The sequence below is a fragment of the Nocardioides sp. JS614 genome, from assembly GCF_000015265.1.
Lineage (GTDB): Bacteria > Actinomycetota > Actinomycetes > Propionibacteriales > Nocardioidaceae > Nocardioides.
On record NC_008699.1, the window covers coordinates 1,239,659 to 1,252,269 of the forward strand.

Annotated in this window: 12 protein-coding genes; 8 read left to right on the top strand and 4 right to left on the bottom strand. The window is 69.7% G+C overall.

Annotated features, from left to right (window positions below):
- The first annotated feature begins 19 nt into the window (after window positions 1–19).
- The 8 genes from NOCA_RS07320 to NOCA_RS07355 all read left to right on the top strand — a co-directional run bounded on the left by NOCA_RS07320 (window position 20) and on the right by NOCA_RS07355 (window position 8,490).
- The gene (locus NOCA_RS07320) at window positions 20–883 is read left to right on the top strand and encodes an FAD binding domain-containing protein (protein WP_011754630.1); all 864 of its coding nucleotides are present in this window, start codon (window positions 20–22) and stop codon (window positions 881–883) included.
- Entirely contained in the window at window positions 880–1,401 is a 522-nt protein-coding gene (locus tag NOCA_RS07325) for a (2Fe-2S)-binding protein (protein WP_011754631.1), read from the top strand. The genes NOCA_RS07320 and NOCA_RS07325 overlap by 4 nt, the downstream gene beginning before the upstream one ends.
- Window positions 1,398–3,713, top strand: a complete 2,316-nt coding sequence (locus NOCA_RS07330) for a xanthine dehydrogenase family protein molybdopterin-binding subunit (RefSeq protein WP_011754632.1) — start codon at window positions 1,398–1,400, stop codon at window positions 3,711–3,713. The genes NOCA_RS07325 and NOCA_RS07330 overlap by 4 nt, the downstream gene beginning before the upstream one ends.
- Window positions 3,714–3,867: 154 nt before the next feature.
- Complete coding sequence (locus tag NOCA_RS07335) at window positions 3,868–5,133, top strand: Tm-1-like ATP-binding domain-containing protein (protein ID WP_011754633.1); 1,266 nt, start codon at window positions 3,868–3,870, stop codon at window positions 5,131–5,133.
- Entirely contained in the window at window positions 5,130–5,864 is a 735-nt protein-coding gene (locus NOCA_RS28200; RefSeq protein ID WP_158305642.1) for a histidine phosphatase family protein, read from the top strand. Before NOCA_RS07335 ends, NOCA_RS28200 begins: the two co-directional genes overlap by 4 nt.
- 26 nt (window positions 5,865–5,890) lie before the next feature.
- Window positions 5,891–6,826, top strand: a complete 936-nt coding sequence (locus NOCA_RS07345) for a 3-keto-5-aminohexanoate cleavage protein (protein ID WP_011754634.1) — start codon at window positions 5,891–5,893, stop codon at window positions 6,824–6,826.
- Between the two features lie 40 nt (window positions 6,827–6,866).
- Window positions 6,867–7,571 carry a GntR family transcriptional regulator gene (locus NOCA_RS07350; protein ID WP_011754635.1) on the top strand — a complete coding sequence of 235 codons (705 nt, stop codon included), beginning with the start codon at window positions 6,867–6,869 and terminating at the stop codon, window positions 7,569–7,571.
- A gap of 193 nt (window positions 7,572–7,764) precedes the next feature.
- A complete protein-coding gene (locus NOCA_RS07355) occupies window positions 7,765–8,490 on the top strand; it encodes a GntR family transcriptional regulator (RefSeq protein WP_011754636.1) in 726 nt (241 codons plus the stop codon).
- Between the two features lie 37 nt (window positions 8,491–8,527).
- Here NOCA_RS07355 and NOCA_RS07360 read toward each other — a convergent pair whose 3' ends face one another.
- The 4 genes from NOCA_RS07360 to NOCA_RS07375 are packed head-to-tail and all read right to left on the bottom strand — an operon-like array spanning window position 8,528 to window position 12,525.
- Window positions 8,528–9,643, bottom strand: coding sequence for a transaldolase family protein (locus tag NOCA_RS07360; protein WP_011754637.1), 1,116 nt, complete (start codon window positions 9,641–9,643; stop codon window positions 8,528–8,530).
- Window positions 9,644–9,680: 37 nt separating this feature from the next.
- Window positions 9,681–10,802, bottom strand: coding sequence for an NAD(P)-dependent alcohol dehydrogenase (locus NOCA_RS07365; protein WP_011754638.1), 1,122 nt, complete (start codon window positions 10,800–10,802; stop codon window positions 9,681–9,683).
- An 11-nt stretch (window positions 10,803–10,813) separates the two neighbouring features.
- Window positions 10,814–11,620 carry an SDR family NAD(P)-dependent oxidoreductase gene (locus NOCA_RS07370; RefSeq protein ID WP_011754639.1) on the bottom strand — a complete coding sequence of 269 codons (807 nt, stop codon included), beginning with the start codon at window positions 11,618–11,620 and terminating at the stop codon, window positions 10,814–10,816.
- A 32-nt stretch (window positions 11,621–11,652) separates the two neighbouring features.
- The gene (locus NOCA_RS07375) at window positions 11,653–12,525 is read right to left on the bottom strand and encodes an MBL fold metallo-hydrolase (RefSeq protein ID WP_011754640.1); all 873 of its coding nucleotides are present in this window, start codon (window positions 12,523–12,525) and stop codon (window positions 11,653–11,655) included.
- Window positions 12,526–12,611 lie beyond the last annotated feature (86 nt).

Genomic DNA, 12,611 nt, shown 5'->3' on the forward strand with positions numbered 1-12,611 from the left:
CGAGCTGAGAGGAGGGTTGGTGCGCTACTACCGTCCAGCGACCACCGCACAGGCGGTGGCCGCTCTAGCCGGCCAGCCGCACGCCTCCCGCATCCTGGTAGGTGGAACGGACCTCCTGGTCGCGGTGCGCCATCGGAGGGCGCAGCCCACGCTCGTGGTCGACATCAAGAGGGTGCGGGACCTGGTGCCGCCGATCACCGTGGACGAGCAGGGGATCACCTTCGGTCCCACGGCCACGATGAGCAACGTGATCGCCGACCCCACGGTCCGCGAGTGGTTCCCCGCTCTGGTGGAGGCTGCCGCGCTGGTGGGATCGGTGGCGATCAGGAATCGTGCCAGCCTGATCGCGAACTCCGCCAACGGATCTCCCGCAGCGGACACGTCACCGCCGCTCGTCTCGTTGAACGCCTCGGTCACGATCAGCTCGGTCTCCGGCGAGCGGACGAGCCCGCTCCGCGAGTTTTTCGTCGCCCCTCGCCGGACCCGGTGCGAGCCGGGCGAGATGGTGACCTCGCTGCGGGTGCCCCGGCCCGCACCCGGCAGCTCCTCCGCATTCGAGCGGATGACCCGCCGTCGCGGCGTGGACCTGGCGACCTGCAGCGTCAGTGCCGTCGTGGACGCGGACGGTGCCATGACGGTCGGGCTCGGAGCCCTCGGTCCGACCACCCTCCTGGGCGGACCGGTCGCACCGATCGACCTGACGTCTCAGGAGCAGCTGGAGCAAGCCATCGACGCCCTGCTGGCGCCGGCGACGCCGATCGGCGACGTCCGGGCCGGGAAGCCGTATCGGACCGCCATGGCTCGCGTGCTCGCCAGACGTACCGTCCTCCGGGCCGCCGGGCGCCGCACCGACCCCGACCGACAGACAGGGAGAAGCTCATGATCCCTACCGCCGACCCGTCCGCCGACGACGTCGGAGCCGACCTCGTCGCTGTCACGTGCACCGTCAACGGGCGGTCCGCCGGGTTCTCGGTGCCACCCCATCGCACGCTGATGGACACGCTCCGCTACGAGCTGGGTCTCACGGGTACCAAGACCTGCTGCGCCGAGGGGGAGTGCGGCGCGTGCACGGTGATCGTCGACGGCGTCACCGTGAACAGCTGCCTGATGCTCGCGGCCGAAGCAGAGGGCTGCGACATCCTCACGGTCGAGGGCCTCGGCGCAGGGGAGCCGAGCGGCCTGTGCGATCTGCAGGAGTCCTTCCTCCAGACCGGTGCCGTGCAGTGCGGCTTCTGCATCCCGGGCCAGGTCATGGCGGCGGAGCACCTGCTGCGCGCCAACCCGGATCCGTCCGTGGAGGAGATTCGGGAAGGGATGTCGGGCAACCTGTGTCGCTGTGCGGGCTACCAGCGCATCGTCGCCGCAGTCGAACTGACCTCGCGGAAGCGGGCGACCCGATGATCGAGCAGCAGGGCTCCGAACGGGAGGCACTGCGGACGGTGGGGGAGCCGATCCGACGCTACGGCGGTGCGGCCCGGGTCGCCGGCCAGCAGGAGTTCCTGGCGGACCTCCACTTCCCCGACGCAGCCGCAGTGGCACTGGTCACCCTGCCGGTGGCATGCGCGAGCGTCACCGGCGTCGACGGCAAGCGGGCCATGGAGATGCCCGGTGTGATCGCGGTGGTCAGCGCGGCCGACCTGCCGCAGCCGGTACCTCGCTTCGGCATCTCCCATCAGGATCGTCCGGTGCTCGCGGACGGGGAGGTCCTCTTCCACGGCGAGCCGGTCGCGGCCGTGGTCGCGGAGACCCTCGACCAGGCCGAGGCCGGCGCGCGGGAGGTCGAGGTGACCTTCGAGGAGAAGACGGGTGTCTACACCGTGGACGGGGCGTTGGCGGCCGGGGCCCCGCTCGTGAGGGACCCCTCCCTGCGCCCGGTGGAGGACGAGAACCGCGACTCCAACGTCCTGGAGACCGCGTTGTACGAGTGGGGCGACACGGTGGCTGCCGCCGGCGAGGCGGCGGTCATCGTGGAGAACACCTACACGTTCCCCATGGTGACCCACTTCCCGATCGAGCCGGGTGGCACCGTCGCGGTGCCCACGGGCGCGGGCGGCCTCGACATCTACTCCCCGGTGCAGCACCCCTATCTGCTGCAACGCACCATTGCCACGGTCACCGGTCTTCCGCTGTCCCAGGTCCGGGTCTTCGCCCCCGACCCGGGAGGTGGTTTCGGAGGCAAGCAGACCCCCAGGCTCGAGCCGCTGCTGGCCTTCCTGGCGCTGCGGACCGGTCGAACCTGCCGGCTTGTGCTCTCGCTCGAGCAGACCTTCCAGATGATGCGCCGTGCGGCGTGCCGCGTGCAGGCACGCACGGGCTTCGCCGGCGACGGGGCGCTGATCTTCCACGAGCTGGAGTGTGACTTCCTCATCGGGGCCTACGCCGACGTCGCTCCGCGGGTCATGACGAAGGGCAGCTACGTCGGCGCAGGTCCGTATCGGATCCCCCGCGTCCGCACGGCCTCGCGCGCTGTCTTGTCGAACACCACGCCGAGCACCGCCTTCCGCGGCTTCGGCGCCCCCCAGGTCGCGTGGGCGACCGAGTCGCAGCTGGATGCCGGTGCCCGGGCCCTGGGGTTGGACGGGCTCCAGATCCGCCGACGGAACCTCGTGAACATGGGTGAGGCGTTCTTCCGTGGCCCGTACGAGGCCACGGCGGACGGGCACTGGCACGAGGCGCTGGAGAAAGCGGCCGAGCTGGTCGGGTGGGGTCAGCCGCTCGCGCCCGGTCGGGGCCGGGGCATCGCGGTCGCCATCAAGCCCGGGGCGACCTCCGGTCTTTCCCAGAGCCTGGTGCGCTTCCTCGCGGACGGCAGCGCCATCGCCTACGCCGGCACCTCTGACATGGGGCAGGGCGCTCGGACGCTCTGGCAGCAGATCCTCGCTGACGAGCTCGGCAGCCCGTTGGACAAGATCCGCGTGGTGAGCGGGGACACCGGTGTCGTGCCCTTCGACCTGCAGACCTCGGCCAGCCGTTCCACGGTCTTCATGGGGAACGCGGTCCTCGAGGCGTGCCGTGACATCAGGAAGCGAGTGCTGGCGCTCTACGCCGAGTCGACCGGGATCGACGAGGAGCTGCTGTCCGAGGCCCCGGGCGTCCTGATCACCCCCGATGGCGAGCTCACCCTGCTCGAGGCGTCCCGCATCGCGCTGGGTGCTCTCGGTGGCGAGTTCGTCGGACAGGGAACCGCTCGGATGCGAGGCCGCAAGGGACACCCGCTGGGTGGTGATGCCGCCTTCTACGAGTTCAACTGCACGGCGATCGAGGTGGAGGTCGACCTCGAGACCGGCGAGCTGCTGCTGCATCGGCACGTGTCGGTCAGCGACGTCGGCACCGAGCTCAACCCCATCCAGGTCACCTCCCAGGACGAAGGCGCCTCGATCATGGGGCTCGGCCACAGCCAGATGGAGCAGCTGCTCCTCGACGACCACGGAGTGATCCGCAACCTGGGAGCACTCGACTACCGGATCCCCACGTTCAAGGACGTGCCCGTCGAGCTGATCACCCACGGGATCGAGAACCATGACGGACCTGGGCCGTACGGGTCGAAGGGGATCAGCGAGGGCGCGTTGCTGTGCACAGCCGGCGCGCTGGGCTCAGCGGTCAGCGACGCGATCGGCACGCCGATCCGTGACCTGCCGCTGACACCTGAGCGGGTCTGGACCGCGTTGCACCCTGATGTGACCGGCCGGCCAGGGGGTGAGGAGCACACCTAGCAGCCGCGCGCCACGCAGCAGGCGAATCGACGACGTCGCCGCCGTGCGTGCCGCGCACGGACAGGGCCCGTGCCACCGCACCGGGGGCACCACACCGGAATGCTTCCCACGGGTCTGTGAGGCAACCACAAACGCAAGTGATCGGAGAAGAGTGATGGAGCGCAAGGCTGTCGTGTGCCTCGCCGGGACCTTGGACACCAAGGGTGCGGAGTACGCCTATGTCAAGGACTGTCTGCTCGCTGCCGGGGTGGACGTCCACGTCATCGACTGCGGCGTCCTCGGGGAGCCGGGCTTCACGCCGGATGTCGACGCGGTGCAGGTTGCCGAGCGGGCCGGCATCCGTCTCGAGGACTTCCAGTCCGGGGTCGAGGGCGCCGGTGGTCGGGTCCTGGCCGTGACGAAGATGAGCGAGGGTCTTCAGCAGGTTCTCGAGGAGCTGGTGAGCCAGGACCGCATCGATGCGGTTGTCGGTCTCGGTGGGACGGGTGGCACCGACCTCCTCAGCGGGGCGTTCAAGAACCTCGGCCTGGGCTTCCCCAAGCTGATCGTCAGCACGATGGCGTCCAACAACACCCGTCCCTACGTCGGCCACTCCGACCTGCACATGGCCAACGCCGTCACCGACATCGCCGGGCTGAACAGCATCTCCAAGCAGGTGCTCGGCAACGCGGCGAACGGTGTCGCGGGCATGGCCATGGGGCGGGCGCGCATCCGGGCGCAGGCCGAAGCCAGCAAGCCGCTGATCGCCGTCTCGATGTTCGGCGTGACCACGCCGGGTGTCATGCGGGTTCGAAGCCGGCTGGAGGCCGAGGGCTTCGAGGTCGTCACCTTCCACGCGGTCGGCGAGGGTGCCGGCATGGAGCACCTGATCGACCAGGGCGCCATCGACGGACTCATCGACTACACGCTCCCCGAGGTGCTCAACCACTGGAACCACGGCATCTTCGATCCCGGGTGCGAGCGCATGGAGGCCGCGATCCGGTCGGGCATCCCGCAGGTGGTCGTGCCGGGTGCCATGGAGTGCTTCAACTTCGGCGCGGTGGACACGATCCCCGCCGAGTTCAACACCCCGGAACGCAATGTGCTGGTCCACAACCCGAACATCACCTCGCTCCTCGCCACTCCCGAGGAGCTCGTCAAGCTCGGCGAGTACCTTGCCGAGCACGTCAACCAGGCACCCGGTCCCAAGGCGGTCGGACTGCCGCTGGGCGGCCTCGACAACTACTTCAAGGAGGGCAGTCAGTGGCACGGCGTCGACGTCACGCCGCTGTTCGACGCCGTCCGTCGGACCCTCGACCCCGGCATCGAGCTCATCGAGATGGAGAGCAACATCAACGACGCGGAGTTCGCGGACGCGATCTTCGACCTGTTCATGAAGCAGTGGGCCGCACGCGAGCAGCCGGCCGCGGCAGTCGGGTGAGAGAGGTCCGGGCCGCACCCGCGCCGGAGGCCGGCGGCACGCCCGGCGGCCCCGAGGTCGACGTCGGCGCGGAGACCGTCACCGTGCTGCTCCTGCGGCATGCCCATGTCCTGGGTCACCGAGGTGACGTGCCCATCACCGACGAGGGGCACGAGCAGGCTCGGCGAGCCGGCGCCTGGATCGGGTCGGCCGGCTACGACGTGGGCGCTGTCCTCTACGGCGGCACCCGCAGGACCCGCGAGACGGCGGAGGGAATCGTCGACGGCCTCGGCGCGGGCGGCTCGCGCCGGACGGCGGTCCTCGACAGCTTCGCGCTGCGCAACCCGGACCTCTACGTGGGCGGCGAACGCGTCTCCATGGTCAGCACGGCGGCCGCGTTCGCCGAGCAGACCACGACCCTCACCGCCGACGACGTGAGCCGGGTGCCGTTCTTCCAGGAATGGCTGGCACACCCGGAGCGGGTGGGGTTCTGGGTCGCTCACCCCTCGCCCCCGGGCGACACCGCGGCAGCCGTGGCCCGGAGGATCCTGGCGTTCGCCGAGAGCCTTGCAGACGTGCCGGCCTGGCGTGGCAGGACGATCGTCGCCGTCACCCACTCCCCGGTCCTGCGGGCCCTGGGGCTACAGCGGCACGGCGTCGACCCCGGCGAGCCGGCCCTGGTCACCGGCTACCAGTTGTCGGTCGGGTCCGGCTCGGTCGGCATCGAGGACGTCGCGCCCGCGACGTCGTGAAGACAGTTCGTCGAGAAGGAGGTTCCGTGCCGGACGCGATCATCACCTGCGCCCCCACCGGGGCGATCCACACGCCCTCCATGTCCCCGTACCTTCCGGTGACGCCCCATGAGATCGCCGCAGCGGCGCTCGCGGCCGCCGACGCCGGTGCCGCGATCGTGCACCTGCACGTCCGTGACCCCGACGACGGGCACCCCGTCCAGGACACGGGGCTGTTCAGGGAGCTGCTGGCCGAGATCCAGGGCAAGTCCGACGTCGTCATCAACCTCACCACGGGCGGCAGCCCGCACATGACGGTCGAGGAACGGATCGAGCCGGCGATCGCGCTGGCGCCCGAGCTTGCCTCGTTGAACATGGGCAGCATGAACATGGGCCTGTTCCCCATGCTGGATCGGTTCCCAGATCTCGACCACGACTGGGAGAGACGGCACCTCGGGAACAAGGACCTCGTCTTCAAGAACACCTTCGCAGACATCGAGCGGATCCTGAGGACGTGCGGAGACCAGGGGACCCGTTTCGAGTTCGAGTGCTACGACACCGCGCACCTGTACAACCTGGCGCACTTCCTCGACCGGGGACTGGTGGAGCCGCCGCTGTTCATCCAGACGGTGGTCGGGCTGCTCGGTGGCATCGGAGCCGATGCGGAGGACCTGCTGCACCTGCGGCGGACCGCCACTCGTCTCTTCGGCGACCAGTTCGAGTGGTCCACCCTCGGGGCCGGTGCGGCCCAGATCCGGGTGGGAACGATCGCCCTGGCCCTCGGTGCCAATGCGCGGGTCGGCCTCGAGGACTCGCTGTGGGACGGCCCCGGCAGGCTCGCCGAGTCGAGCCGGGCACAGGTAGAGCGTCTCCGGGCGGCGGCGGCGGTCCTCTACCGCGACATCGCGACCCCGTCCGAGGCGCGCCGCCGACTCGCGCTCCGGTCGGCCGAGCGGAGCAGCGGTCCGGGAGGAGAGTCGTGAGAACATGGGGTGTGCGTGAGACGTCCGAGGAGGAACGCCCGTGATCAACGGGCACGGCGTCGAGTCGGCAATCCGCGGCGAGCTGCTCTCGACCTCGGTGAAGAAGCTCCTGCTCGACAGGATCATGAGCGGCTACTACAAGCCTGGCGAGCGGATCATCGAGCTGCAGCTCTCCAAGGAGCTCGGCACGAGCCAGTCCCCGGTGCGCGAGGCGCTCAGGGACCTGGCCGCGATCGGCATCGTGACGATCCATTCCCGACGCGGAGCGCGGGTTCGGCTGCCCACCAGGAAGGAGCTGTCCGACATCAGTGTCGTCCGTTCCGAGATCGACGCACTGGCAGCCACCCTGGCGGCACCGCTCCTGGACGAGGACGTGCTCGGGCAGCTGCGGGAGACGTACGCCGAGATGCAACGCCACCACGCCGCCGGTGACCACGTGGCACTGACACAGGCCGATGCCCAGTTCCACCGGCTGATCGTGACGACCTCCACCAATCAGGCGATCGAGCACGTCTTCGACCAGCTGGAGCCGTTCGCGCGCACCTTCATCACCTTGACGCTCCCCAAGGCGAACGTCACGTCGATCATCGGTGAGCACAAGCTGATCCTCGACGCGCTCGAGCGAGGGGACGCCACGCTGGCAGCGCGGCATGCACGCGAGCACCAGCTCAACGTCAGCGCGCTCTTCCGCGACCTCTTCGAGGACGAGGAGCGCACGGCCGGCACCGACCCTGGCGGGAAGTAGGTCGCGTGCGACCGCACCGCCAGCCCGTCGCCTTGACGATGGGCGGGCCAGGCTCGTACGATGTAATCGATTATCGAAGGCTCCCTCGTTCAAGCGCGTCCCGACAGAGCGATAGGAAGGGGTGGGTTGCGGGAGCATGGGGGTGGATCCCCGGTGACCGCTCTGTCACGTCGAAGACCTTGGAGGGTGCCCCATGTCCAGCTCCGACCCGCTGACCCGCAGCGTGCTGGCAGATCAGGTCAAGGAGTGGCTGCTCGAGGCGATCCTGGGCGGCGCCTACCCCCCGGACTCGCGGATCGTGGAGACCGCGGTGGCCAAGGAGCTCGGCACCAGCCAGGCCCCCGTGCGCGAGGCATTGCGCGGTCTCGAGGCACTGGGGATCGTCGAGATCGCCCCGTTCCGCGGGGCCCGCGTACGCCGGCTCGAGGCAGCCGAGCTGCTCGAGGCCTACGTCGTCCGATGCACGATCGAGGTGCTGGGCGCCCGCCTGGCAATGGCTCGGCTGACTGATGAGGACATCGCCGGGCTGCTGGAGATCGGTGAACAGATGCAGAGCGCCGCCGACGCGTCCGACGGCCGGGCTCTCGCCGTGGTGGACGCCAGCCTGCACGGCCGCATCATGGAGCTGGCGGGCAACCGCACGCTGCTCCGCGTGTGGCGGTCCTTGGAGCCGATATCTCGTACCTACATCACCCTCGCCGGCCCCGGCTCCGACCCGCAGTGGACCGCAGGCCTGCACACCCCGATCCTCGACGCGATCCGCCTTCGCGACACCGATGGCGTCGTCCACGCGATCGAGAGCCACTTCGATGAGATCCGTGACTGGCTGGCGGACCACCTGGCGGAGGTCGTCGAGCAGCAGGCGGCCGGGACCTCGGGACGCACGGACACCATGAGTGCCGGTCGAGGCCACGACTGAGCGCGGTGACCTCACCGGATCCAGGTGTCCCGAGGATCTACGTCGTGGGATCGGGCAACAGCACGTCGCGCACCACGCTCTCGAGCTCTGCGCATGCGACGAGGAACTGCCGGAGCGTACGCCGCGTCGCACCGAAGTCCTCGAACTCGCTGATCGACATCCCGTCCGGCTCGTAGGCTCGCCGGAACTCCGGCAATCCCCGGTTCAGGCCGTCCAGGATGGCGTCGGCGACCGGCTCGTCGATCAGCGGCAGCGGCTCGATGCCACTGGCGTTGAGCCGTACCTGCCAGTCGAACGGCGGCGAGATGACCACGTCGCCCCCGACCAGCTCGCTCCAGTGCATGTGATTGCGGAACGCCGCGGAGAGAAGTCGGGTACGGAAGCCGCGCTCACGGAAGATGCGGTACGCGCGCTTGAACACCGCGACGCCGGCCCACTCCAGGCTCTCCGCGTCCACGATGTGGCCGTCACGGGCGGCGAGAGCCTTCAGCCAGTCGTCGAGCCGCCCGAGCATGATCGTGCAGACCGGCCCCATGCCGGTGACGTCGAGGCCCTCCGCCTCGCGTCGCTCCAGGCCGCGCTCGATGGCCTCTGCGACGGCAACCGCCTGCGGCACGGTGAAGGACACGGTCGCGTTGATGCTCACCCCCCGGTAGGTGGCCTCCTCCATCGCCCGGATGCCGACCTCCGTGGCGGGGACCTTGACGATGATGTTGGGCGCGAGAGCGTCGAACTGGACCGACTGCGCCACCAGCGCATCGGCGTCGCGATAGTGCCGCGGGTCGGTCTGCACCGACAAGCGGCCGTTGCGGCCGGCGTGCTCGGCGAACGCGCCGGTGAGCAGGCTCGCAGCCTCGATCGAGAGCTCCTCGACAATGGCCCAACCGATCCGTGACTCCGATGCTGTCGGGTGCGCGTCGGCGTACTCGCGGATCCGCCGCTGCCAATGGGGCAGATCGTCGCGCAGCGCGGCCAGGGCGATAACGGGGTTGCACGTTGCTCCTACCGCACCCCAGCCGATCGCGGCTGAGAGCTCCCTGGGCATCACGGAGTCGCTCCACAGCCGGGTCGGTGTCTCCTCCGTCATCCGCAGCAGCGGAGAGACGGCCAGGCCGGGGGAGGGGGCCGCCGGGCCGGTCACCTGATCGCTCATCTGTGCTCCACGCCTGGTTGTCTGTCGAGTGCGCCCGTCACGCCGGGCCGCCGCTCATCAGGAGCACCGGCTTGACCACGTCACCGCTGACGCAGTCGGAGGCGGCCCGGTTGATCTCGTCGAACGAGTAGTGGGTGATCAACCGGTCGAACGGGAGCAGGCCGCGTTGGTGCAGCGTGAGCATGCGGGGGATCATCTGGCTCGGAGTGCTGTCGCCCTGCAGGACGCCGCGCACGGTCAGGCCCCTGGTCATCGCCTCGAGCATCACGATGCCCCCGGTGGCGCCGGGCGGTGCCGTGCCGACGAAGGCGCAGGTGCCGAGGGAGTCCAACGACCGCACCGCCTGGGTCAGGACGGTCGGGACGCCCGTCGTCTCGAGCGCGAAGTCGACGCCCCGGCCCCCGGTCGCCTCCCGGATCGCCTCGACCGGATCGACCGCCTCGGGCGACACCAGGTGGGTGGCCCCGAGCTCGGCCGCCAGCTCGAGCCGGGAGGCGCGGCGGTTCACCGCCACGATCGTGGTCGCGCCGCACAGCCGCGCCGCCATGACGGCGCACAGGCCGACGGAGCCGGTCCCGTAGACCGCCACCGAGGACCCGGGGGTCACTCGGAGCACGTCGAGCACGGCGCCGACACCGGTCTGCACCCCGCAGGCCAACGGCCCGGCGATGCGCAGGTCGGTGTCGTCCGGGACTCTCACGACGCTGCGCGCGTTGGCGACGCAGAATGTCCCGAAGGAGGATTGACCGAAGAAATGGTCCCCGACCGGACGGTGGTCCAGGTCGGTCGTGGCCACCGAGCCGTCGGCGCGGCAGCAGCCGAACTTCAGCTGCGCGATGGAGTCGCAGTACGCCGACCAGCCGGTGCGGCAGCGACGGCACCGGCCGCAGGACGGGAAGCTGAGCACCACCTTGTCACCGGCCCCGACTTCGCGGACCGCGCTTCCCGTCTCCCTCACGATCCCTGCTCCCTCGTGACCGAGCACCGCGGGAAGGGAATCCGGCCGGGAGTCGCGCACCAGCAGGTCGGTGTGGCACAAGCCGGAGGCCACCACCTCGACGAGAACCTCGTCCGGCCGAGGCCCCGAGAGCTCGACCTGCTCGAGCCGGAACGGGCCGCCCGTCTCGCGGACGACGGCACACGTGGCCGTGGTGGTCACGGACGGATCACTCACTGGGTGGCCGTCAGGCCGCCGTCGAGCGTGAGCAGCTGTCCGGTCACGAAGGACGAGGCATCGGTGCAGAAGAAGAGGACGGCGCCGACCAGGTCGTCGGTCTCCGCGATCCGGTGCAGCGGGATCCGGCTGACCAGGTTGTCGTAGAACCCGGGGGCGGCGAGCAGCTCCGCCGCCTGCTCGGTGCGCACGAACGTCGGCGAGATGGTGTTCACCCGGATGTCGTGCTTGGCCCATTCCGTGGCGTGCTGTCGGGTCAAGGCGTCCAGCGCGCCCTTGGCCGCGACATAGGCTGAGAAGCCCGCGTCGATGCCGAGCTGGCCGCGCACGGAGCTGATGTTGAGGATGGCGCCGCCCCGGCCGCCGGCGACCATGGCCCGGGCCGCGGCCTGGGAGACCAGCAGGGCCGTCGTCAGGTTCAGGTCGAGGATCCGGTTCCAGTCCGCTTGCGGGTAGTCCTCGGCAGCGTGCAGGGCGGTACCGGCGCCGCCGCCGATCCCGTTGACCAGGACGTCGACGCGGCCGAAGGCACCGAGGGTCTGCGCGATGGCGTCATCGGCGGCCTCCTTCTGAGTCATGTCTCCGGTGATGACCAGAGCCTCGCCCCCGGCGTCCTCCACGGCACTGCGGGCCGCGGCGAGTCCCGCTTCGGACCGGCCGATGACGGCCACCTTGGCGCCGACACCGGCGAGTGCAGCGCAGGTCCGGACGCCGACACCGCCCGAGCCACCCGCGACGATGGCCACGCGATCGTCGAGCCTGAAGCGCTGCAGTTCGGTCGTGCTGACCTGGGCCGTCGCCATGAAGTTCCTCCGGTCGAAGTGGGTGTGCGCGCTCAGCGGGCAGGGGAGCGCTTGGTGGTGAACTTGTCCCACAGCGACGCGGCGTTGAGCGTCTGGATGTGGTCCATCATGTAGCCCTGGCCGATGTCGACCGGGCCGAACTTGTCGCGGAAGTCGATGCGAGCGATGGTCTCCTCGCGCGACCAGCCCAGCGCCACCGCCTCGGCGACGGCACCGGTCCACTCCAGGAGCACCGCACGCTGAGTGGCCAGGTAGTCGGGGGTGGTCACCGGTCCGTGACCGGGGACGACCGTGTCGACCTCGAGGCTGCCGATCACGTCGAGCGCACCGACCCACTGCTCGACGTCGGAGGTCATCAGCCAGGTCTGACACTGGGAGAACACCGTGTCACCGGTGAAGACCACGCGCTCGTCCGGCACGTACACCGCGACCTGCCCAGGGGTGTGGCCGGGCGTGTGGATTAGGTGGAAGGTCTTCTCGCCGACCTTGAGGTCCAGATCGCCGGTGAACACCAGATCACCGCGGTTCGGGTCCTCGTAGTAGGTGTCCCGGTCGGGCACGATGGCCGCAGCCTCCGGATCGTCGGTGGGGATGGCTTCGATGGCGTACGCGAACGGGTCCAGATCGGGGGTCGGGACCATGAAGTTGTCCGCGACGCCCTGATGGTGGACCACTTCGCCGGCGCCCTTGAAGAAGTAGTTGCCGAAGATGTGGTCGACGTGGTGCTCGGTGTTGATGACGAACCGGATCGGGCCCTCCGCCTCGGCCTGCTTGCGCATCTCGAGTGCCTTGGTCGGCAGCTGCGGCGTGTCGATGAGGACGACGCCGGCCGTGGTCACGACGTAGCTGGGGTTGCAGCCACGGATCGTGGTGGACGTGAAGACATGGGGCGTGACGCGCTGCACGTTGACCTCCGTAGGGACTCGAGCCTGGGCCATCCCGGAACAGCGATCGCTCGTGCTCTCGTCCGGCTTCCAGACATAATCGATTC